The following is a 22,447-nucleotide window of genomic DNA, read 5'->3' as shown; positions in this document are numbered from 1 at the left end:
AATAGGAGGTGGCTATGTTGATTGTAGTGAAATTTTTCATTCAAGTAATGGTGATATCGGGTTTCATTTACTTTGTGAGCGGGCGGTTAATTGGTTCAACGATTAATTTTGGACGACGTATATTGTCAGTTATTATTAGTGTGTCATTGACATCCTTTGTGTATTGGTACTCCTATTTGCGTCATACGAATTTTTTAAAAGAATCCATGGTACAAACGATTACTGAAGTGAGTACCCTTGTTTGGATTGGTAGTATGCTCTTAATTTCAATGTTATTATACCTTGTTTTTGAGCTTTTTGATCCGAGTGGTATTACGGCGAGTAATCAACGAAATGGTCAAAAATCCTTTGTGTTACGTCTTAGGAATTATTGGCGACAGCAAAAACGTTTGCGTCAAGTATTGAAGATTGCTGTGACGAATGGTGTGGTGCAAACCATTAAATATACAAGACAGCGGGAAAATGAAAGAGAGCTGGCCATTGCCTTCCGAAAAACGTTAGAGCAATGTGGAGGAATTTTCATCAAGTTTGGTCAAGTATTATCGACGCGGAAGGAATTGTTTTCTCCTATTTTCATAGATGAATTGGAGCGTCTACAGCATAATGTACAGCCATTGCCACATGAGCAAATATCGCAAATTTTAAATAATTCACTACTTCATTCGGAGGATAAGGTATTTGCAAGTTTTCGTAAAGATCCAATTGCAGCTGCATCTATTGGTCAAGTACATCGTGCTCGTTTGAAAAATTATGATGAAGTCGTTGTCAAGTTGCTACGCCCTGAAGTAAAGAGCTTTATGCGAGATGACCTTGCTATTTTAGAGGAGTTTGCCAATTGGTTAACAAGCAAATCTACTTGGGCAGCTTCACTTGGTTTTCGTGAGCTGGCGATGAGTTTTGCAGATGGGCTACGGGAGGAAATCCATTTAGATATTGAAGTACGCAATACGATACAAGTGACAAATGCGTTGAAGAGCAGTGACTATAAGGTACGAATTCCGAAAGTTTATACGGAATACAGTAATGAAAATATTATTGTGATGGAATATGTACGTGGGAAAAGTGTTGCAGAAGGGACAGGGGAATTCCAACGTTTACATGTGGAGCGTCAAGTATTTGCTCGTACGATTTTATATTCCTTTTTTGAGCAAATGCTGTTTTCGGGCATTTTTCATGCGGACCCACACCCAGGAAATATTTTAATTGATGAAGTAGATGGCACGCCTATTTTATTGGATTTTGGGGCAGTTGGTCGTCTAGGGACAACACAACAAGAAGGGTTAAAGCTGTTCTTAATGGGCATTCAACTGAATGATGTAAATACACTATATGATGGTTTAATGTTGTTGGTTGAAAATGCCGATGATGCAGATAGAGCAAGGATGGAACAGGCGATTAACCAAATTTTACTGAAAATTTCCTATGTGGATCGGATTCCAACAGAGGAGCTAATTTATTCATTGTTTACGGTCGTGCGTGAGTTTGGGCTTACTTTTTACCCAGCCGTTGCTTTAGCTTTGCGTTCCTTAGTGACATTGGAGGGAACATTGCGAGTAATTGATTCTCAGTTTGATATTTTTACAGAGGCGAAGGAATTTTCTTCTACGTATATGCGAACATCTTTCTTAAAGCCATTTAAGGAACCAAGAGCGACGAAGGCACGTTTAGAGGAAGAGCTATCGATGCTGATTCCGACATTGCGCAAAATGCCTAGACGTGTGGACCAGTTAATTCGACGTGTAGAAAGCGGTAAAATTATTTTACATCATGATGTCTTTTCAGATGAACAAAATGCACGTTTTATTAGCCATCTATTTGCACGTTTTGTGTTATTACTTGTAGGTATTACATTTGGTATTATTTCAGTTGCTTTATTGGCAATATCTCAATTTATCCATGACTCTTACGCTGTGTATTTGAATACAGCAGCCTATTTAGGTTTATTTTTATGTGCAATTTTATTAGTGCGCTTATCGATTCAAGCCTTACGTTCCATGAAGCAGTAAAAGTGACATGAAATATTACGAAAGTATTACATGAATTTGTGTTGGAATTGCACAATAAATGAAAATGGTCGTTAAATATAGAGAAAAAATGTATTTTAGAGAATTAATTCGCAGTTTATAAATATTACAAAAATATTTCATCCTTTACTAAAAGGTTAAAAACGGATGAAATAGTATAAAAGTTATGTTATTAGTGTTAAACTTTAAAAGGTTAATTCAAACATGAATATATAGTAATTGTTCCAATATACAAACAGACATGATAAAAGTGAAATTGATGGATGAAGGAGAATGACATAACGTGAGTAAACGCAATAAGTGGCGTAAGTCCATAGTGCTTTCATTAGCACTAGCTGGTGGCTTACTATTTAATACAGTTCAACCAACAGTAGTAGCACATGCAGAAGAAACATCACAGCAAATGATTGATAAAAAGGCAAAAATCGATGCTGAAATTAAAAAGTTACATGAAGAGCTAACAAAGCTTGAGCAAGAAATTGAGGCAAAGGTAAAATCCTTTAATCAAGTACAGGCTGAGATTGCAGAAGTGGATGCTAATATTGTCGAAACACAAAAACGTATTGAGCAACGTTCAGTTATTTTAAGCGAACGTATGGCAGCTTACCAAGCACAGGATGATACTGTAGGCGTTTATTTAAGCGTTATGCTTGAAGCGAAGAGCTTTGCTGATTTAATGGACCGTGTCGTAGCGGTAAAAACATTAATGGATGCTGACCAAGAGTTAGTGAATCAGCAAGAAGCAGATAAAGCAAGTCTAGAGCAACAAAAAGCATTATTAGATGAAAAACAAAAAGAGTTACAAAAACAATTCCAAGAGCTACAGCAACAAGAGAGCGATATGGAAGTGAAAAAAGCAGAAAATGAAGCGAAATCACTTGAATTAAAAGCTCAAATTGCAACGAAGCAAGAGGAGGAGCGCTTAGAAGCACAGCGTAAAGCAGCTGAAGAAGAAGCGGCACGTCTGCGTTCATTACAAACAGCGAAACCTGCTGGCTATCATGGTGCATTCGGCTCTGGTGCAGGTACAGCCTCTTCAGGTGATGCGATTTCGACTGCTAAACAATTCCTTGGTCGTGGCTATGTATGGGGCGGTAATAACCCATCAACAGGCTTTGATTGCTCAGGTCTTGTCCAATGGTCATACAAACAAGCGGGCGTATCATTGCCACGTTCATCATCACAACAATATTCTGCAACACAGCGCATTTCAGCGAGCGAAGCACGTGTAGGTGACCTTGTATTCTTTAGCTATGGTGCAGGTATTTCACACGTAGGTATTTATTTAGGAAATAACACAATGATTAACGCTCAAAATCGAGGCGTTGTTGTGGAATCTCTTGACTGGTGGAATCAATATTTAGTTGGCTTTGGCCGTATTCAATAAGTTAGACGGTTGACGAAATCAAAAAGTTACCTTTGCAAAAGAAAAATTTGCGAAGGTAACTTTTTTGTTATATTAAATTTTAAAGTTGAATTTGATGATACCTGTTTCTTTTAAGGCGATAAAGAAAATAATCACGAATGGACCTACAAGTAAGCCCATAACACCGAATAATTGAAGCCCAATAAACATGGCAATTAAGGTAGGTAACGTAGATAAACCGATATGCTCTCCCATTAATTTAGGTTCAACTACTCGACGAATAATGAGTAAAATGGCGGCTAAAATGAATAGTTTAACGGCAATACCCACATTTCCTACAAGCAAATGATACAGTCCCCAAGGCGCTAAAATAATGATGGAGCCGAGAAAAGGAACAATATCAATTAACCATATAATAATGGTTAGGGTTATAGCGTATTTAGGTTGAATGAGCAATAGTCCGATGAGTGTCACAATACCGATAATCACACTTACTAATAAATGTGCCTTCCAATAACCGATAAAGGCATCTTTTAAACGGCTAGAAATTAGTTTTAATTTATTAGCTGTGTTTGGCTTTAAGTATTGATACGTTAATTGTTTGATTTTAGGTAAATCTAGCATAAATAAGAAAAGTGCAATCATGTAAACAAGAAGGTCGATAAAGAAGCTTGGGATTTTAGAGAAAAAGGCAGTTACCCGTGCATAGTTAAAGAAATCTAAAAAAGATACCTCCATTGTTTTAATGAAATCTGTTATTGTTTTTTGCAGAGATATACTCACTTCATGTGGTAAATTTTCTGTGTACTGTGAAATATTATTTTGAATGTTAAACCACATCAGAGACAGCTTTGAAATATAGTATGGAGAGTGCTTTGAAATGAATATAATTTGTGCCATTAGTTGTGTCACCGTGAAGTAGCAAACGATGGCGATAATAAGTGCGCTAACTGTATAAATAACAGTTACAGCCATCCTTCGAGACATCTTCCACCGACGTTTGAAGAACATAACAATCGGTTCTAAAAAGAAGGCAGTCAAACCTGCAACTAGAATGGGAATAGATACGGGAATAATAAAATAGACCGCTAAGAGAAATGCAATAATAAAAAAAGAGCGTAACAATAATTTCTTTGTATTGATTTTGTTCATTTATCCACCAACTTTACAAAAACTACAGTAAGTGTATCACAAATCCATTCTACCTTGGTGTCTGAACAATTTAATTTTTATTTACAAATAGTAGGGGGTATCTAAAGGCTTTTTTTATGTGAAAGGCAATAAAAATTTGTAGGTAAAAAAATTTATAAAGTTAAATTTTTTAACCAAATTTTAACCTTAGGGTGCTATAGTACGATTATAGGAGAGGATATCTGAAAATTCAGATTCACTCTGTTCATTCAACTCAAAAGAAAGGGAGGTGTATCACAATGATGTTTTTACCACCACCAACATTCCCACATAGTGGAGATAAAAAGCCTTTTGGTAGATAAGATGTCACAATGGGTCTGACTATTTTTAGTCAGACCTCTATTTGAGTATTAATAGAATTGTTATACATACATATAGGCAAAGGAGGTTGATATGGATGAGAATGTTTGAATGTCAGACAGAAGAGGACTATGAACGTTTTGCCGTGTTTTTCTTACAAAACCGAAATAGCTTTGATGATATGTATTCCATATTAGGCTCGATAGGGAGTTTGTACGCTATCATAGAGAGTTCGATTATCTTACTTGTTTGCAATAACGAAGGAGATGTTATTGCGGCTGTTAGCTATACGTTGAATCCACCAGACAATCCAAATATGGCATTGATTAATTGTGCATTACTCCAAAAAGAATATCAAAGCAGCTTGGTTTTTGTACAGGGCTTCTATCAAATGACACAGCATATCGCAGCCAATTATCCACAGGTGACAGAGGTACAATTTGAGGTGTATCGTCATCATTACTATATTCATAACCTTTACCAAAAATTTGCTTCTATTATTGCTGAAAAAGAAGGCGACTTTGGCATTCAAGATATTTTTGCAGTGGACTTCGCTACATTAACGAATTATTTACAGCGATTCTTTCGGAAAGAGAATCGTGCTAAAGGGGAGCAAGTTTAACTATATAGGAACCTGTCAAAATCCTCTTATACATTTAGAGGATTTTTTCTTTGCGAAACACTGTACAAACTGAAAATCTATGATAAGATGGAAAAGTTTTATCCCGTATTAACAGTCTGTATAAATCTGATTGGTGAAACTTGCAATTAATGAAGGATTAGGAATCAGAAACCAATTGAAGGTTCACTTTATAAGTGAGAGGAGTGATAGCGTTGTCGATAGACGAGGGGCATAAAGAAAAGAAATTGAGTTTATTCCATTTAACATGGCCGATTTTTTTAGAAGTATTTTTATTTATGTTGATGGGCTTAGCAGATACGTTTATGCTAAGTGCATTATCTGATAATGCCGTGGCAGGCGTTGGAACAGCCAATCAATATATTCATATTGCAATTTTAATTTTAGAGGTAGTAGGAAATGGTGCGGCAATTGTTGTTGCGCAATATATCGGCTCTAAACGATTTATTGAAGCAGCTAAAATTTCAGCATTAGCGATTACTATGAACATTGTTCTTGGCATACTGATGAGCGCATTGTTCTTGATTTTCTCAGGTCATTTAATGAAAATGATGAATTTGAAGGGCGAAGTTTTACAATATGCGCAAAGTTATTTAGTCATTATCGGGAGCTTCATTTTCCTACAAGCAATTATCAATGCATTGGCAGCGATTATTCGTGTACATGGTTGGACGAAGCAAACAATGTATGTGTCATTAGGTATGAACGTTTTGCATGTTGTGCTTAATTACGGTTTGATTTTTGGGAACCTTGGCTTGCCACAATTAGGTGTGCAAGGTGCAGCAATTTCGTCTGTTATTAGTCGTGGAGTGGCTGTCTTAATCTTTTTCTGGCTATTATATCAGGCATTAGAAGTGAAGATAAAGCTACACAACTACTTTACTTATTCAAAGGACTATGTGCGAAAAATATTAAATATTGGCTTGCCATCTGCCTTTGAACAGGTACTTTATCAATTTTGTCAAATTGTCTTTTTATATTATGCTACGTATATTGGGGCAGAAACATTAGCTGCTAGGCAATATGCGATGAATATTTCGATGTTTACTTACTTATTTGCAATTGCGATTGGCATGGGGACGGCTATTATTATTGGGCGTTATGTAGGTGCTGGACAGAAGGATGAGGCATATCAGCAAGTATGGAAGAGTGTACGCTCAGCCTTTATTTTTACACTTAGTCTAGTAGCTGTTGTCACAATATTCCGTAAGCAATTAATGGGGGTTTTCACAGATAATCCTGAAGTAATTGCGATTGGTGCATCTGTATTAGTTTTGAGTGTATTGTTAGAAACAGGAAGAACGATGAATATTGTTATTATTAATTCCTTACGTGCGTCAGGTGATGCGAGATTTCCTGTTAAAATCGGCTTTTTATCGATGGTTTGTATGAGTTTGCCTCTAGGTTACTTATTCGTCTTTGTGTTGGATTGGGGCTTAGTAGGTATTTGGTTAGCGATTTCAGCAGATGAATGGCTACGATCAATTATCATGTACTTTAGATGGAAAAGTCGTAAATGGGAACGTTATGCACTTGTTTCACCGACTGAGCAAAAGGAGGCGCAATAATGGGAGCACTTTCAAAGCGAGCAATGGGCGCTCTATTAATGCAACAGCATCTATCATTATTTGCTTGTCCGATTTGTCAGCAAAAGATGCTAGTAGAGCAACAAAGTAGACTAGTATGCGCTAACAATCATTCATTTGATATAGCAAAGCAAGGCTACATTAATATGCTGACATCAATGGCAAATTCTAAATATAGTAAAGAGCTATTTGAGGCAAGAAAGGTTGTTATTGATAGTGGGTTATACGATATAGTAGAGCAAAAAGTGTCGGAGTATATTGGGCATGTGAAAACAGTGTTAGATACAGGATGTGGTGAAGGCTCACATTTAGCGCGTATTATGGCACAAAAAGAAGCACATTGTATTGGGGTGGGTATTGATATTGCGAAAGAAGGGATATTGGCGGCCGCACGTCACTATCCAAAGCAAATTTGGTGTGTAGGGGATTTAGCTAAAAGCCCATTTGCACCAGCAAGCTTTGATGCGATTTTAAATATTTTATCTCCAGCTAATTATGATGAATTTAAGCGTCTGTCAACGCCAAATGGCTGTGTAGTTAAAGTAGTGCCACAAAGTCATTATTTACAGGAGCTACGAGCACAGTTATATGCAGATTCAGAGAAAGAACGTTACTCCAATGCACAAATTGTTGCTCGCTTTCAAGAAGCCTTCACAGATGTTGAAAGAGAGCGTGTCACTTATACTATGCCACTGGCGAGAGAGCTTGTGCCCGCATTGCTTGAAATGACACCAATGGGCTGGCATAAAAAAGAAGATACAGCGATTATCTTAGATGAAATTACAATTGATGTGGATATTTTGATAGGAAAATGATGTCTATTAACTTCCTAAATCAATTACGCCTTAGCGTCAGGTACATCCGCTAGGGCTTTATCTTGATTCAGTGGGCGTATGGACATCCACTGAAGAAAGTAAAGAATGTCTTCTTACACGCTGCGGAAGGAACCTTCTACTGAACTAAGATAATGCTTTGATTGCAGTATAGGAACCTTTTCGATTAAAATAAGAGTAATTATTGAATAAGGTAGGAAGAAAACGTGTATAAATTTATTGCAAATTTAGTAAAGATGATTTTGCGTATCAATGGTTCAAAGGCTTATGTTTATGATGAAAAAAATTTACCGAAAGAGGAAGGCTTTATTATTGCTTGTACACATACTGGTTACGTCGATATTTTAAACCTTGGTGTAGCTGTATATCCTCGTGAAGTTCATTTTATGGCTAAGAAACAATTATTCGATATCAAAGGGCTTGGTTGGTTAATTAAGAGACTGAATGCCTTTCCTGTGGATCGTGATAATCCAGGACCGAGTGTTATTAAAATTCCTTCCCAATTACTAAAGGAAGGGAAGGTTGTAGGCATTTTCCCTTCAGGTACACGTAATGCGGAAGGCTCCGATTTAAAGCAAGGGGCTATTACCATTGCACAATTAGCGAAAGCACCCATTGTACCAGCAGCATATGTTGGTGCACGTACAGCAGGCGAAGTGTTTAAGCGGGGTAAAGGTTATTTAATCTATGGCGAGCCTTTCTATGTAACAGGCAAAGGAAAGGAAGGCCGAGAAGAGTTTACACAGCACTTAGAAAATGAGTTAATTCGATTAACAGAAGAATTACAAAAACGTATAGTAGCTAAAAAATAAAAAGGTAGGCACTCAAAAGAAATTTTGGGTGCTTTCTTTTGAGGAGTGTATAGTGATGGTTCGAGTACTTTTTGTATGCTTGGGCAATATTTGTCGTTCACCAATGGCAGAAGCCGTCATGCGTCATGTGATTGAGCAGGAGCAGTTAACAGATAAAATCGAGGTAGATTCAGCTGCAACCAGTGCTTGGCATATTGGAGCACCACCGCACAAGGGGACACAGCAAAAGCTAAAGGAATATGGGATTTCTACAAAGGGCATGCAAGGGCGTCAATTGCAGTATGCCGATTTTGAGCAATTTGATTATATTATTGGTATGGACGATAGTAATATTCAAAATATCCGTACGATGCTAGGACAAGCTGATTCATCGAAAATTTTCCGTTTTCTTCATGACCAAGATGTACCTGATCCATATTACACAGGAGATTTCCAAGAAACGTATGAGCTTGTATTAGCGGGGTGTACAACATTATTGGAGAAAATCAAGCAGGAACATCTATAACTTTTTTTTCGTAGTAAATTGGTGTATAATTCTACAGTATTTAAGCGTTATATGAAATGAATTGACTTTGAAAGAGAGTGGAAATAATGGGTCGTAAATGGAATAATATCAAAGAAAAAAAAGCGTCTAAAGACCAAAGCACGAGTCGTATTAATGCAAAATTTGGTCGTGAAATTTATGTGGCAGCAAAATCAGGCGAGCCAGATCCAGAGTCAAACCGTGCGTTAAAAGTTGTACTTGAACGAGCAAAAACATACAGTGTACCAAAACATATTATTGAAAAAGCGATTGATAAAGCAAAAGGCGGCGGTGACGAAAACTTTGATGAGCTACGCTACGAAGGCTTCGGACCAGCAGGCACAATGGTAATTGTTGATGCGTTAACAAATAACGTTAATCGTACAGCTTCGGATGTACGTGCAGCATTTGGTAAAAATAACGGGAACATGGGTGTCAGTGGCTCTGTTGCTTATATGTTCGACTCAACAGCTGTTATCGGTTTAGAAGGTAAAACAGCGGACGAAGTGTTAGAAATTTTGATGGAAGCAGATATCGATGCTCGTGATATTTTAGAAGAAGATGAGACGGTTATTATTTATGCAGAGCCAGATCAATTCTTTGCGGCACAAGAGGCATTAAAAGCAGCAGGTGTAGAAGAATTTACAGTAGCTGAACTATCAATGCTGCCACAAACAGAGGTTGCTTTAACGGGCGACGATATTGCGAAATTTGAGAAGTTAATCGATGCGTTAGAGGACTTGGAAGATGTACAAAATGTTTTCCATAATGCAGATTTAGGTGAATAATGAATAAGACAGCCAGTAGCGAACTATCGTTACTGGTTTTTCTTTTTGAGAGGACAAGAGGATATCCCGTTGCGGGTGAACGCTTTCTACAGACATGGCCTCAACTAATTTATTTCGGCTCGTGTTGTTCCTAATGTAGTCTATCAAATGGTAAGTACAAAATTTTGTGTTGACCCGAAAAAGTTTTTAGAAATTTGTAACGAAACGATGATTTTTTAGATATATAGCTTGAAAGGAGGTATCACATTGGGAGAGCTCACTGAAATTTATGAACAATATGCGGATAGTGTATTCAAATATTTGATGGTTCTTTGTAGTAATAAAGACGTTGCAGAAGAATTAACACAAGAAACCTTCTATCAGGCTGTTCGTTCCATCGACAATTATAATGGTGAATGTAAAATGTCCGTTTGGCTATGTCAAATTGCAAAGCATACATATTATAAATACGTGGATAAGCAAATGAAACAACCGAATCAACCACCTTCACTGAGCTATTTTCCCTCAGCTGAAAGTCATCTTATCGAAAATGAAAATAAACTGGTACTTTATCGAACCATTCATTTATTAGATGAGCCATATAAAGAAATTGTATTGTTACGCATACTTGGTGGCTTAAGTTTTAAGGAGATTGGCGAAATCCATCGAAAAAGTGAAAATTGGGCGAGGGTCACCTATTATCGAGCTAAGTTAAAATTGAGAGAGCGAGGGATTCATGATGAAGAATGAATGTGATATTATAAAAGACTTATTGCCATCTTATATAGATCATTTATGTAGTGAGGCGACTTCGGCATTTGTAGAAGAGCATATTGCTACATGTAAACAATGTGCGCAACTTGTAGAGCATATGTGTGTAGAATTTGATATGAAAGAGCAGGCAGAAAAATTAGTGGGAATTGAGCAGAAAAAGCCATTTCAAAAAGTAGCTTATTTCTTGAAAGCACAAAAGAATTATACACAGCTTTTACGCACATTATTTTGGATTTCGCTTACCATAACGATTGCACTCAGCGGGTATTCTTTGCGCATCGTAAATGAGCTTTATCATGAACGTGAAGAGGCACAGATGCTTGAGCAAGAAAAGTTAACAATTATGGAGGATGCCTTTGCAGTGTTATTAGAGCGAAAAGAGATAAACGAATCCGCATTCCAAGAGGTTTTCCAAAAATACAGTCAGCATATACAACATTTAGCTGTATTTTCTGTTGATGATTCGCAAAAGTTCACACGACTAGATGGAGGAGTAGCCTATCCTTATTCGATTGATTATGTAGCTTTACAAAAAGAGCCAAAGAATATGTATCCTATTAATTATACCCAAGCCGTATTTGTTGCTGGCAGTAAAGGGACAATTACAGCAAGTGATTATGATATAGGGACTGTAGCGATGGCTAATAAGCAATGGATTGTGCAATTTGAATATAAGGAGTCGTATTTTGAAAGAGTGGAGAGTGCATTTCAAACCAAGCATTATGGACCTTCCTATTGGACAATTCTTCAACTCCCAATTGTATTTATCATGATGACAGTATTTATTCTAGGAATCTGGTTGTTCCAAAAACGAATGATGCAACCTGTTAAAAACATGGTGAGTTAGGTATCCATCGGCATCCTTTTTCCTTTGCTGGCGTTTCTAACAAGAAAGGGGAGATCAACAATGAGAAAATGGCTGATTCGAGCTAGTATTTTGGCTGTCGGTATAAGTGGCGCTTTCTATATTTGGTTGGGGCAAGATATTAAAAAGGGTGTTGAGCCTGTTGCAGATGGAACGGCTACATATATGATTGTTTTAGGGGCGAAGGTGAAGCCTGGGGGTGTACCATCATTGTCATTAAAAAATCGATTAGAGGTAGCTGCTCAATATTTACAGCAGCATCCACATGTCAACGTCATTGTATCGGGAGGACAGGGAGCTGATGAGGAGCAAACTGAAGCATCTGTTATGCTGTCCTATTTGCAAAACAAAGGGATTGAACGTCAGCGAATTATCGTAGAAGATCAATCGACATCCACATATGAAAATTTACTGTTCTCCAAAAAGCTATTACCTGAAGGAACAACTCACATCACTATTGTGTCCAATGATTTTCATTTACGCCGTGCAAGGTATTTAGCAGATGTGTTAGATTTAAAGGCAGACGTACTTGTAGCAGCAACACCGAAGTCAGTAGAAGCGAAGTCACAGCTACGTGAACGAGCAGCATTATTAAAAACATATATAATTGGGCATTAAATTATTTCATTATTCAATAGATTTAACATATAATAGACAAGTGATGGGGTATATGACAGAAAGAGGGGGATTTTATGACAACATTTGCAGAGTACACATACAGCCGTCCTAATGTACAGGAAATGAAAGACCAACAGTTGGCACTTATTGAGCAGTTCAAAGGTGCAGCAACTGTAGAAGAGCAAAGTGAGATTATTGAAAAGTTAAATGTCTTAAACAATAATTATTCAACAATGGGGAATTTAGTATATATTCGTGCTTCTATTGATACGAATGATGAATTTTACCAAGCGGAGCGAGATTACTTCGATGAGGTAGGGCCAGAGCTAGAGGAAGTGTCAACGGAGTATTATAAAGCATTGGTGGATTCACCATTCCGTGCACAGCTAGAGGAAAAATGGGGGCAACAGCTCTTTGATTTAGCAACATATAGCATTAAAGGCTTCTCACCAGAGGTTATTGAGTTAATGCAAAAAGAGAACAAGCTGGTGTCAGAATATAATAAACTTGTTGCTTCTGCACAAATTGACTTTAATGGTGAGACATTAACATTGGCACAGCTTGGACCATATGCAGAATCGACAGACCGTGCGACGCGTAAAGCAGCAACAGAGGCACGCTTCGACTTTTTTGCAGGGCATGAGGCAGAGTTTGATCGTCTATACGATGAGCTTGTCAAAGTGCGTCATGAGATTGCGGTGAAGCTTGGCTATAAAAACTTTGTGGAATTAGGCTATATTCGTATGAATCGTATTGATTATAATGCGGAAATGGTGAAGAAATTCCGTGACCAAGTACGTGATGTTATTGTACCATTAGCAACGAAGCTGTATGAGCGTCAGGCTAAGCGTATCGGCATTCCTGAGCTGAAATTTTATGATGAAGCACTCAATTATTTAACAGGAAATGCGACGCCAAAAGGTGACCCAGAGTGGATTGTAGCAAATGGTAAGAAAATGTACGAGGAGCTATCTCCTGAAACAGGCGAGTTCTTCAACTTTATGATTGACCATGAGCTAATGGATTTAGTGGCTAAGAAGGGTAAAGAAAGTGGTGGCTATTGTACTTTTATTGATGACTATCAATCACCATTTATTTTCTCTAACTTTAACGGTACTTCTGGTGATATTGATGTGTTAACACATGAAGCTGGACATGCCTTCCAAGTGTATTCAAGCCGTGGTATTGGCATTCCAGAATATTTATGGCCAACACATGAAGCATGTGAAATTCATTCGATGAGTATGGAATTTTTCACATGGCCATGGATGGGGCTATTCTTTAAAGAGGATACAGAGAAATATAAATTCACGCATTTAAGCAGTGGGCTTTTATTCCTTCCGTACGGTGTAGCAGTCGATGAGTTCCAGCATGTGGTTTATGAAAACCCATCCATGACACCAGCAGAGCGTAAAGCTGCATGGAAGAAAATCGAGGAAACATATTTGCCACACCGTGATTATGATAACCATAGCTATTTAGCAGCGGGTGGTGTATGGCAACGTCAAGGGCATATTTATGCAAGCCCATTCTATTATATTGATTACACATTGGCGCAAATTTGTGCTTTCCAATTCTGGAAACGTTCACGCGAGAACTTTGAAGATGCTTGGAAGGATTACAACTATCTATGTGGGCTAGGTGGCTCTATGTCTTTCACAAAGCTTGTGGAAGCAGCAGGCTTAATCTCACCATTTGAGGATGGCTGTGTAGAATCAATTATTGGTGATATTGAACACTACTTAAATTCAGTAGACGATACGAAGCTGTAACATTTAAATTCGCATCACTTGTTAATATAAGTGGTGCGAATTTTTTAGTTTAGACGGATAGAAACACTAAAGTGGCGGATAGCTCCTCAAATAAGAGGAGTCAAAAGCTACTTGCGCAATGTGCTATATATTAGTAATATTTTCAGTAACTGTGATAGTAAAAGGAAGTGAAGCGAGATGACAAGGAAAGTTTGGTTTCAAGTAGGTGTCGGTATTTTACTAGCACTACTCATTATTAAATATTTTGTAGAAATACAATGGATTTTTTCACCACTTGTAATTTTGTTGAAGGCTATTTTCATACCATTATTATTAGGTGGTGTACTGTACTATATAGCGGAGCCTGTACAACGATTTTTGGAGAAGCGTAAATTTCCAAGATGGGCTAGTATTTTAACGATTATTTTAGGTATGGTAGCCATTGTTGGTGGATTTGGCTGGATTATTGGTAACCCAATCGCTATCCAAATCAATAATTTAGTGAAAAGTGCACCGATGATTAGTGCAAGTATTCAGGATGCTACAGATTATGTATTAGAAAGCTTGAAAAATAGGGACAATTTCCCTCCACAATTAAAGCAATTCATTGATAATATGGCAGATTCGGTACAAGATATAGCGATTGTAGCAAGTAGAGGTGTCGTATCTTTTATCCAATCTTTAGTATCTGTTTCCCTATTAGCAGTCTTAATCCCATTCTTCTTTATTTATATGTTGAAGGATCATGAGAAATTTGCCCCTTCTATTTATAAATATTTTAGTGGGGAACGTCAAGCATGGATAAAAAAGACGTTGAGTGAAATTGATGGTGTTTTAAGAAGCTATATTCAAGGACAATTGCTCATTAGCTTTTTATTATCGTTGATGATATTTATTGGTTACTATGCGATTGGTTTAGAGTATGCTTTATTATTAGCGATTTTCGCTTTCTTTATGAATATGATTCCATTTATTGGACCATGGATTGCCCTAACACCTGCTGTGATTATGGCACTTATTCAGGATCCGATTATGGTGATTTGGGTAGCAGTGATTACACTTGTAGCACAGCAAGTTGATAGTAATTTTATTACACCAAATGTAATGGGGAAATCCTTGGATATCCACCCATTGACGGTGATTACGATTATTTTAGCTGCGGGTAATATTGCAGGCTTTATTGGTATTATCATTGCAGTGCCATTCTATGCAGTTTTAAAGGTGATTGTAGGCAATCTATATGCTGAACGTAATGCCATTAAGCAAAAAGCTACAAAGTCATTGTAGGGGAACGATAAAATGGAACATGAAGTTTTGAAGGTTTTTAACGAACAGTATGAGCAAATTGGAACAGCCACTCGAGCAGAGGTACATACAAAGGGACTGTGGCATGAAACATTTCATTGCTGGCTTGTGAATAATGATTATATTTATTTTCAACTTCGGAGTGCGGAGAAGAAGGATTATCCTAGCTTGCTCGATATTACAGCGGCAGGGCATTTATTAGCTGAAGAAACCGCTGAATCAGGATTTCGTGAGGTACAAGAAGAGCTTGGCATTTCAGTAGATAGACAAACTGCTGTGAAAATGGGGATGACATCTTGTAGTATCATATCTGAAAATATGGTGGATAATGAATTTTGCCATGTCTATTTTTACCCATTTCAACATGATTGGGATGCTTTTCATTTACAATCAGAAGAAGTAGCAGGTATTGTGAGAGTGAAATTGGATGAGGCAGAGAGCTTCTTTTCGGGCGAAACGGCGATGCTGAATGTCGAGGGCTATGAATATTTCCTAGCAGGTGGACGGGTTAGAATAATGCGACCTGTCACAATGGCTCACTTTGTACCTTATCGTGAACAATATATGGCGCAAGTTATTCATTTTGCTAAAATGATGAGTAGGACAAGTCAATTATAGTGGCTTGTTCTATTTTTGCGTTATACTAAGAGAGTAGAATTTATTTTGGTGCAGACCTGCTGCGCCAAAATAAAAGCCCCGGCGGATGTCACAGATTTTGAAGAGGAGCTTTTCGAGCGAGCTCGAAAAAAATCTGGACGAGAGTTAGTTGGGGCGTAATTGATAGAAAGGGGCATGTAAAATGCTAACATTTGAAGAAAAACAAGCGATTATTGATTCATTTCCAACATTAACGAAAAAGGAAGTTTCGCTAAAACGTTTAAATTACCATTATGCAGATAGTCTTTATGAAAAAACAATAGTGGTGGAGAAGTTACATCCGAATGGCAATGGCTTTGTTTTTGTCGGTGATTTATTGCGTTATGAAAAAGAGGCAAATGACAAAGGCTTAGTAAATATTCGTGATTATGATGAGCAACAATTACGTGAGATTATTGAGGATGCGATTCAATATTTATCGGATGAGCATGAGGCGGATGAACCGATTGTAGAGAATTGGAAAAGTCGTGAGGGTACACAGTTACAATTAATATTTGAGCAGCGTTCATGGAATATCTATCATGGAGATAATCTGGAGGAAGCCTTTGGGACATATGAGGCTGCAAAGGAATATTTGCTAGAAGAAGGATTTCGTTTAAAGAAATAAGGAGGAGCAATGCATGAGTGGTAAGAAAATGGTCATTATTGTAATTGTAAGCCTTATCGTAGCGTGTTTATTTGCAGTGATTACGATTACAACATTTTATAAAAATCATCAAGAACAACCAAATCGTGAGAACTGGGAAATAAATAAATCGAAAAGCTTGAATTTTGTTTCGCCACATACTACAATTATCTTGAATTCAAGATAATTGAGAGGTAGGGGCTATGATGCAGCATATTTTTCACAAAGGTACAGATGACACAAAGCCAACATTACTGTTACTACATGGTACGGGTGGCAATGAGCAGAGCTTAGTGGGGCTAGCACAGGAAATTGATGCTACAGCTAATCTATTAAGTGTTCGAGGAAATATTTTAGAAAATGGTATGCCACGCTTTTTCCGCCGTCTAGCAGAAGGTGTTTTTGATATAGAGGATTTAATTTACCGTACACAGGAATTAAATGATTTTTTAACAGAAGCGGCACAGCAATATAGCTTTGACCGTCAACGTGTCATAGCGATTGGGTATTCCAATGGAGCGAATATTGCAGCAAGTTTACTATTTCACTATGAGGATGCTTTAGCAGGAGCTATTTTACATCATCCGATGGTGCCAAGACGTGGCATTGAGTTGCCAGTATTGCAGGATGTACCTATCTTTATTGGTGCTGGTACGAATGATCCGTTATGTTCAGCACAGGAGTCTACTGATTTAGAGACATTATTAACAGCAGCAGGAGCGAAGGTAACGACAGCGTGGTTTGACTATGGGCACCAGCTAACAATGTCAGAGGTACAGGCTGCAAAAGAATGGTATGATAGCATTAATAGTTAATAAAAAGGTCCTGCCCCCTAAAGTAAGATAGGAGGCGGGACCTTTTTTGTCAATGAATTTTTTTCTTTTTAGCAAACGGCAACCACCAATTCCAGTCCCCAAATAACTTCATCAAACTTGGAACGAGCATGAGTCGAATAATTGTGGCATCAATGGCAACAGCAATCGCAATGCCAACACCAATTTGCTTAACAGGCATGACATCTGTGAAAGCAAATGCCCCTGTAATGACAATCATAATCAACGCTGCTGACGTAATAATGCGGCTTGTGGATGTTAAACCATCGATTGTCGCTTTTGTGTTGGTTGCACCCTTTTGATATTCCTCCTGTATCCTTGAAATAAGGAACACTTCATAGTCCATACTTAAGCCAAATACAAGGCAAAAGACAATGACAGGGATGATAAGCGCAATAGAGCTCGTTTCAATGCCAAAGTGACCGTATTGGAAAATATAGACGAGTATCCCGAATGCAGCAGATAAGCCGATAATGTTCATTACAATCGCCTTCAATGGAATTAAGATAGAACGGAAGGCTAGCATTAAAATAAAGAAGGTAGATACTAAAATAATCACAATGGCAAAAACAATTTTATTGGCAATCTCATCGAAAATTTCTTGATTGAATTTTGCCTGTCCACCAAGTGTGAACTTCACGCCTAAATTTTTTGTCATCCATGTGCGTGCAAATTTTTGTGCAGTAGTAGACGAGCCTGACGTATCTAATGTAATGGGTATAAAGAGCTTTGTATCTTTAGCAAATGCTTGCACAATAGGTTGTAATTGCTCAGCGGCTTGCGGTATAGTAAGCGAATTTTCCAAGTCCTGCGGTGATACGATATTCGCCATTGTATAGATTGTGGATACATTAGTGACAAGTGGATCAGCCATGAGCTTTTCCTGAATTGTATAAATCAACGTTCTTGCCTCTGCATCCTCCCATCCCTCTTTCCTTTCAGCTAATAAATATAATGTAGAAGTATCACCTAAGCCAAAGGTATCCTCTAATTTATCATAGGCTTTACGTGCATCATAGCTTGTTGGTAATGAATCCACCTGTGGGATAGCAAGTTCCATGTCTTTTAACGGAATGATGGCAATGCCCAATAGTAACAATGCCGCAATAATGATACTCACAGGATGCTTCATTACAAATCCTGCAAAGCCATACCAGCGACTAATGCCACCTGACTTCACACGTAATAGACGCCATTTGTTTAAACGGTCACCTAGGAGCATTACGGTTGCAGGAAGTAAAGTTAACCCCGATAACACAGCAAGTAATACAACAATCGTACCTCCTAGAGCGATATTTTGAAAAATGTCTACATGAATGACAACCATTGTTCCTAAGCCAATCATGACACACACAGCGGAGAAAATAATGGAGCGTCCTGCTGTTTGAATGGCCGTTTGGATGGCTTGTGCAATCGACGTGTGATGGCGTTCTTCACGATAACGATTAATGAATAGTAAGGCAAAATCAATACTTAAAGCAAGTCCAAGCATTGGTACAATATTTAACACAAAGATGGAAAGGCTGACTTGGTCGCCTAGCAATGACAGTATACCAAATGCTGTAACAACTGTGATGACGCCGATTATGATAGGTAAGATGGAAGCAACAACTGTTCCAAATGCTAGAAGTAGTACAAGAATAGCGATTGGTAAGCCAATTGCCTCAGCAGATGCTAAATCCTTTTGACTTGCCGTATTAATATCACCTGAAATAACAGGTCCACCTGTCAGCTGTATGCCATCGCCTTCAATTAATGAGCGTATCTCTTTTACAATCTCTGTTATATGTTCCACATCGTTTTGAATATGTACAATCGCATAAGAAATAGAGCCCTTTTGTAAGGTAGTATCCTCTAAAGGTGATTGAATGGAATGAATTTCTTTTACATCTTCTAATTGATTTAATGTTTCTTGTATTTTTGGCTCAGATACAGTATCAAAAACGACTAAGATGGTGTTCGCTGGTAGATCGAATGTTGATGCTAGCTCATCCATCACGTATGAATGATCCCCATCAAAGGCAAAGCCATCGCCCTGTAGCTTATTGGGTAACTGGAAGGCAAAGATAGCCATACTAATGAAAAAAATAAGCCAGAGTGCCACAACAATCTTTGCATGTTTCGTAATAAAGATTGAGAAACCTTTCAACTGGATATCCCTCCTTTTATATTATTTACTTTAGTGTATAAGATAGTGCTGTGTTTGTCGTGTGTAAAATCAATCTAAGAAAAAAAGCTGTCAAAAAGATGAATTTTTTGACAACCTTGCTTAGTATATTAAGTTTCAATTGTCACAATAACCCCATTTTGGTTATCACCCGATATAGTATAAGCTTGATTTTCAGGCAGTAAATCTTCTGAGAATTGGTTGCCCTCGTAATATTTGATTGTGTAATCTTGTCCATTTACAGAGGCATAAACTGTTTGCTCTGTTTTTAAAAATGCAAGGTATTCTTCAAGTGCTAAATTCTTTTTTCGCATAAGTAGGCTATGCGGGAGACCTACATAACGAATATGCCAAGGCTCATATTTGATGTTTGTAATACGTGTTTTATTTTTAGGGTAACGCATAATGAAGCCATATTGCCAAACATTATCGGCAAGCCATTGTCCCTCTGCTGTATCTTCCATACGGCCTTGTGTAGAGCCAATGTCTAAAGATAAGCCTAAATTATGCTCACTATAGCCAGCTGGCAGCGCACTTTTACTGCCATATTCATCGTATAATTTCTGTTGTTCAGCAAAGCTCCGAAAGCCACTGCTAACTAAAAAGGTAGAGATACCATCACGATAGGCTTGCTCCATCAAAGCTTCAAAGGGTGCCTTAATATACTCAGAAATTAAAATATCATTATATAAAACCATGTAATAATTGTTGGTATTCGTTTCTAACGCATTGACGATATCTGTTGGAATATAGTCTTTTTTTACTGGGAAATCGTGATTGACTAATAATAAATCACCTTGATACACTTGCTCATTGTAAGATGTAGCTGCTATATGATTATTTGTCTGATTGTGCTTGAATGGATTATCGATAATAAACCATCCACCGATTATACATATGGCTACAATCGTGATTATTTTTTTCATTTGTTTCGCCTCCTTACTTTAATCATAGAGAGGAGAATTTAAATGCTTTATAGGGAAATTCTTAAATCTTTCTTAAATAAGTGGTAAAACATGTTTCTTTCAATGAACTTGTGACTGAAATCGTGCCCTCATGTTGTTCAATAATATTTTTCACAATAAATAAGCCTAAGCCTGTACTATTATGCTGGGAAGAACGAGATTTATCAGCTGTATAAAACATATCAAATAGATGAGGTAAATCTTGCTCTGGGATGGTGCTGCCATAATTACAAATGCGAATTTCAATAGTATCACTGACTGTTTTGGCAGTAAGGTCAATATATTGTCCATCTGCCCCATAACGACAGGCATTGGTCAGTAAATTTTCAAAGGCACGTGCTAATAGCTCACCATCTGCCTGCACCGTCAAATTATCCTCTATGTCAGCACGAATCGTAAGGTTAGCCTGTTCCATAATGGGATATAGCTCATCTGAGAGTTGTAATAACAGATGTCCAATATCAAAGGTTGTATATTTTAATGGCAGCATTCCATAGTTTAATCTAGCTACTTCAAATAATGTATCAATCAGCCCTTCAAGCCGTCCTGCTTTTGTATAGGCAATCATTAAAAAGTGTCTTTTTTGTTCCTCAGTTAAGGTTTTGTCCTGCAATAGTAAATCTAAATAGCCAATGACCGAGGTGAGGGGTGTTCGTAAATCATGTGCTAAATTGACCACTAACTCATTTTTACTTGTCTCTGAAAAATCCCCACGTTCAATCGCTTCTTGCAGCATTTTGGTCGCCATATTAATATGTTCAGCAATCTCACCAAACTCATTGCGACTTTGAATATGGATTTTATGTGAAAAATCTCCATTTGCAAGATGACGAATCCCTGTAAAAATCGTGTTAAAGTAGCCTGTATATTTTTTCGTTAACAACATAAATAGCACAAAAGATAGAGGGATAAAGACGATTAAAAAAACATTAATATCACCAATAGCACGCATCGTTTGACGTAAATCAGCTAAGGTAGAGCCATAATAAGCATTTTGCCTATAGTACCAGCGGAGGATATAGAAGATACTACCTGTAATAGCTCCTGAATAAACTATGCTAACAATAAATAAAATGGCCATCTGGACACGGAAATTGTGGAATCGTTTAGTCATTGAATGTATACCCTACTCCCCATACAGTTTTAATAAATTGATTTTTTTTATCCTCCTTTAGCTTTTTGCGCAAAGTACGAATATGTACCATAACCGTGTTTGCACTTTCAAAATAAGCCTCCTTCCATACATTTTCAAAAATATTTTCTGTGCTAAATACTTTTTTAGGATGGCTAGCTAGTAAATATAAAATATCAAATTCTTTACGTGTTAAATCAAGTAACTCGTCATATAGCTTTACCACACGTTGTTCGGGTATAATGACCAATCCACCGTATTGTATAACGGGAACTGTAGCAGAAGTAGGTGTATTTAATGTTTTAAACCGACGTAGCTGTGCATTGACACGAGCTACTAACTCGATTGGCGTAAATGGCTTTGTTACATAATCATCTGCCCCGATAGCAAGCCCATGTACTTTATCGAAGTCTGAAGTTTTCGCACTCACAAAAATGATAGGCATATTAAAATTTTTGCGAATTTGTGAGACTAATTCATAGCCATTGATGTAAGGCATCATAATATCTACTATAATAAGATCAATCATTTGATTTTGTAAGATGGATAATACTTTTGTGCTGTCATAGCATGTGATGATATCATAAAATTCTTTTTCTAAATGAAAAGAGATTAAATCTGCAATTTCTTTTTCATCATCAATAACAATAATTTTTGCTTTTTGCATAAGCCAATCACCTCAATATGTATTATACGCAAAAATAATTATCAGT

General features: G+C 37.4%; 22 protein-coding genes. 17 read left to right on the top strand and 5 right to left on the bottom strand.

Translation table 11 applies throughout. From position 1 onward, the window contains the following. Window positions 1-17 precede the first annotated feature (17 nt). Together OPF91_RS13275 and OPF91_RS13270 are read left to right on the top strand one after the other, a co-directional pair. Window positions 18-2,006: an ABC1 kinase family protein gene (locus OPF91_RS13275; protein ID WP_373877055.1), complete on the top strand. Its 1,989-nt coding sequence runs from the start codon at window positions 18-20 to the stop codon at window positions 2,004-2,006. Window positions 2,007-2,307: 301 nt separating this feature from the next. Next, window positions 2,308-3,411, top strand: a complete 1,104-nt coding sequence (locus tag OPF91_RS13270; protein WP_264989291.1) for a C40 family peptidase — start codon at window positions 2,308-2,310, stop codon at window positions 3,409-3,411. A gap of 72 nt (window positions 3,412-3,483) precedes the next feature. Here OPF91_RS13270 and ytvI read toward each other — a convergent pair whose 3' ends face one another. After that, window positions 3,484-4,542, bottom strand: coding sequence for a sporulation integral membrane protein YtvI (gene ytvI / locus OPF91_RS13265; RefSeq protein ID WP_264989290.1), 1,059 nt, complete (start codon window positions 4,540-4,542; stop codon window positions 3,484-3,486). Between the two features lie 436 nt (window positions 4,543-4,978). On the opposite strand from ytvI, the gene OPF91_RS13260 reads away from it, so the two are divergent. The 15 genes from OPF91_RS13260 (at window position 4,979) to OPF91_RS13190 (ending at window position 17,452) form a co-directional block, all read left to right on the top strand. Next, the gene (locus tag OPF91_RS13260) at window positions 4,979-5,503 is read left to right on the top strand and encodes a hypothetical protein (protein WP_264989288.1); all 525 of its coding nucleotides are present in this window, start codon (window positions 4,979-4,981) and stop codon (window positions 5,501-5,503) included. A gap of 212 nt (window positions 5,504-5,715) precedes the next feature. Beyond that, on the top strand, window positions 5,716-7,089 hold the full coding sequence (locus OPF91_RS13255; RefSeq protein ID WP_264989287.1) for an MATE family efflux transporter: 1,374 nt from the start codon (window positions 5,716-5,718) through the stop codon (window positions 7,087-7,089). Continuing rightward, window positions 7,089-7,922, top strand: a complete 834-nt coding sequence (locus OPF91_RS13250) for a putative RNA methyltransferase (protein ID WP_264989285.1) — start codon at window positions 7,089-7,091, stop codon at window positions 7,920-7,922. The genes OPF91_RS13255 and OPF91_RS13250 overlap by 1 nt, the downstream gene beginning before the upstream one ends. Before the next feature lie 224 nt (window positions 7,923-8,146). After that, on the top strand, window positions 8,147-8,752 hold the full coding sequence (locus tag OPF91_RS13245; RefSeq protein WP_264989284.1) for a lysophospholipid acyltransferase family protein: 606 nt from the start codon (window positions 8,147-8,149) through the stop codon (window positions 8,750-8,752). A 55-nt stretch (window positions 8,753-8,807) separates the two neighbouring features. After that, on the top strand, window positions 8,808-9,257 hold the full coding sequence (locus OPF91_RS13240) for a low molecular weight protein-tyrosine-phosphatase (protein ID WP_264989283.1): 450 nt from the start codon (window positions 8,808-8,810) through the stop codon (window positions 9,255-9,257). Between the two features lie 86 nt (window positions 9,258-9,343). Beyond that, on the top strand, window positions 9,344-10,063 hold the full coding sequence (locus tag OPF91_RS13235; protein WP_264989282.1) for a YebC/PmpR family DNA-binding transcriptional regulator: 720 nt from the start codon (window positions 9,344-9,346) through the stop codon (window positions 10,061-10,063). A gap of 246 nt (window positions 10,064-10,309) precedes the next feature. After that, the gene (locus tag OPF91_RS13230; protein WP_264989281.1) at window positions 10,310-10,792 is read left to right on the top strand and encodes an RNA polymerase sigma factor; all 483 of its coding nucleotides are present in this window, start codon (window positions 10,310-10,312) and stop codon (window positions 10,790-10,792) included. Continuing rightward, the gene (locus tag OPF91_RS13225) at window positions 10,782-11,663 is read left to right on the top strand and encodes a zf-HC2 domain-containing protein (protein ID WP_264989279.1); all 882 of its coding nucleotides are present in this window, start codon (window positions 10,782-10,784) and stop codon (window positions 11,661-11,663) included. Before OPF91_RS13230 ends, OPF91_RS13225 begins: the two co-directional genes overlap by 11 nt. Window positions 11,664-11,723: 60 nt before the next feature. After that, window positions 11,724-12,299, top strand: coding sequence for a YdcF family protein (locus OPF91_RS13220; RefSeq protein ID WP_264989278.1), 576 nt, complete (start codon window positions 11,724-11,726; stop codon window positions 12,297-12,299). Window positions 12,300-12,373: 74 nt separating this feature from the next. Then, window positions 12,374-14,071 carry a M3 family oligoendopeptidase gene (locus OPF91_RS13215; protein WP_264989277.1) on the top strand — a complete coding sequence of 566 codons (1,698 nt, stop codon included), beginning with the start codon at window positions 12,374-12,376 and terminating at the stop codon, window positions 14,069-14,071. A gap of 177 nt (window positions 14,072-14,248) precedes the next feature. Then, window positions 14,249-15,337: an AI-2E family transporter gene (locus OPF91_RS13210; protein ID WP_264989276.1), complete on the top strand. Its 1,089-nt coding sequence runs from the start codon at window positions 14,249-14,251 to the stop codon at window positions 15,335-15,337. A 12-nt stretch (window positions 15,338-15,349) separates the two neighbouring features. Then, window positions 15,350-15,973, top strand: coding sequence for an NUDIX hydrolase (locus tag OPF91_RS13205; protein WP_264989274.1), 624 nt, complete (start codon window positions 15,350-15,352; stop codon window positions 15,971-15,973). Window positions 15,974-16,154: 181 nt separating this feature from the next. Continuing rightward, complete coding sequence (locus OPF91_RS13200; RefSeq protein WP_264989273.1) at window positions 16,155-16,619, top strand: hypothetical protein; 465 nt, start codon at window positions 16,155-16,157, stop codon at window positions 16,617-16,619. A gap of 13 nt (window positions 16,620-16,632) precedes the next feature. Then, window positions 16,633-16,824 carry a hypothetical protein gene (locus OPF91_RS13195; RefSeq protein ID WP_264989272.1) on the top strand — a complete coding sequence of 64 codons (192 nt, stop codon included), beginning with the start codon at window positions 16,633-16,635 and terminating at the stop codon, window positions 16,822-16,824. Between the two features lie 19 nt (window positions 16,825-16,843). Further along, on the top strand, window positions 16,844-17,452 hold the full coding sequence (locus tag OPF91_RS13190; protein ID WP_264989562.1) for an alpha/beta hydrolase: 609 nt from the start codon (window positions 16,844-16,846) through the stop codon (window positions 17,450-17,452). 49 nt (window positions 17,453-17,501) lie between these two features. Here OPF91_RS13190 and OPF91_RS13185 read toward each other — a convergent pair whose 3' ends face one another. From OPF91_RS13185 to OPF91_RS13170, 4 genes are all read right to left on the bottom strand, one after another. Next, complete coding sequence (locus OPF91_RS13185; protein ID WP_264989270.1) at window positions 17,502-19,619, bottom strand: MMPL family transporter; 2,118 nt, start codon at window positions 19,617-19,619, stop codon at window positions 17,502-17,504. 128 nt (window positions 19,620-19,747) lie between these two features. Next, the gene (locus OPF91_RS13180) at window positions 19,748-20,563 is read right to left on the bottom strand and encodes a M15 family metallopeptidase (RefSeq protein WP_264989269.1); all 816 of its coding nucleotides are present in this window, start codon (window positions 20,561-20,563) and stop codon (window positions 19,748-19,750) included. Between the two features lie 61 nt (window positions 20,564-20,624). Continuing rightward, a complete protein-coding gene (locus OPF91_RS13175; protein WP_264989268.1) occupies window positions 20,625-21,716 on the bottom strand; it encodes a sensor histidine kinase in 1,092 nt (363 codons plus the stop codon). Then, window positions 21,709-22,401: a response regulator transcription factor gene (locus OPF91_RS13170; protein WP_264989266.1), complete on the bottom strand. Its 693-nt coding sequence runs from the start codon at window positions 22,399-22,401 to the stop codon at window positions 21,709-21,711. Before OPF91_RS13170 ends, OPF91_RS13175 begins: the two co-directional genes overlap by 8 nt. Window positions 22,402-22,447: the final 46 nt, after the last annotated feature.

Source organism: Lysinibacillus piscis (genome assembly GCF_026012395.1).
Lineage (GTDB): Bacteria > Bacillota > Bacilli > Bacillales_A > Planococcaceae > Lysinibacillus > Lysinibacillus piscis.
This window is presented reverse-complemented; position numbering and strand designations above follow the sequence as displayed.

Bases quoted from the DNA above. Each gene is read 5' to 3' on its own strand.
- ytvI (WP_264989290.1), bottom strand. From the start codon at position 4,542: ATGAACAAAATCAATACAAAGAAATTATTGTTACGCTCTTTTTTTATT.
- OPF91_RS13260 (WP_264989288.1), top strand. From the start codon at position 4,979: ATGAGAATGTTTGAATGTCAGACAGAAGAGGACTATGAACGTTTTGCC.
- OPF91_RS13250 (WP_264989285.1), top strand. From the start codon at position 7,089: ATGGGAGCACTTTCAAAGCGAGCAATGGGCGCTCTATTAATGCAACAG.
- OPF91_RS13240 (WP_264989283.1), top strand. From the start codon at position 8,808: ATGGTTCGAGTACTTTTTGTATGCTTGGGCAATATTTGTCGTTCACCA.
- OPF91_RS13235 (WP_264989282.1), top strand. From the start codon at position 9,344: ATGGGTCGTAAATGGAATAATATCAAAGAAAAAAAAGCGTCTAAAGAC.
- OPF91_RS13225 (WP_264989279.1), top strand. From the start codon at position 10,782: ATGAAGAATGAATGTGATATTATAAAAGACTTATTGCCATCTTATATA.
- OPF91_RS13220 (WP_264989278.1), top strand. From the start codon at position 11,724: ATGAGAAAATGGCTGATTCGAGCTAGTATTTTGGCTGTCGGTATAAGT.
- OPF91_RS13215 (WP_264989277.1), top strand. From the start codon at position 12,374: ATGACAACATTTGCAGAGTACACATACAGCCGTCCTAATGTACAGGAA.
- OPF91_RS13210 (WP_264989276.1), top strand. From the start codon at position 14,249: ATGACAAGGAAAGTTTGGTTTCAAGTAGGTGTCGGTATTTTACTAGCA.
- OPF91_RS13205 (WP_264989274.1), top strand. From the start codon at position 15,350: ATGGAACATGAAGTTTTGAAGGTTTTTAACGAACAGTATGAGCAAATT.
- OPF91_RS13200 (WP_264989273.1), top strand. From the start codon at position 16,155: ATGCTAACATTTGAAGAAAAACAAGCGATTATTGATTCATTTCCAACA.
- OPF91_RS13195 (WP_264989272.1), top strand. From the start codon at position 16,633: ATGAGTGGTAAGAAAATGGTCATTATTGTAATTGTAAGCCTTATCGTA.
- OPF91_RS13190 (WP_264989562.1), top strand. From the start codon at position 16,844: ATGCAGCATATTTTTCACAAAGGTACAGATGACACAAAGCCAACATTA.
- OPF91_RS13180 (WP_264989269.1), bottom strand. From the start codon at position 20,563: ATGAAAAAAATAATCACGATTGTAGCCATATGTATAATCGGTGGATGG.
- OPF91_RS13175 (WP_264989268.1), bottom strand. From the start codon at position 21,716: ATGACTAAACGATTCCACAATTTCCGTGTCCAGATGGCCATTTTATTT.
- OPF91_RS13170 (WP_264989266.1), bottom strand. From the start codon at position 22,401: ATGCAAAAAGCAAAAATTATTGTTATTGATGATGAAAAAGAAATTGCA.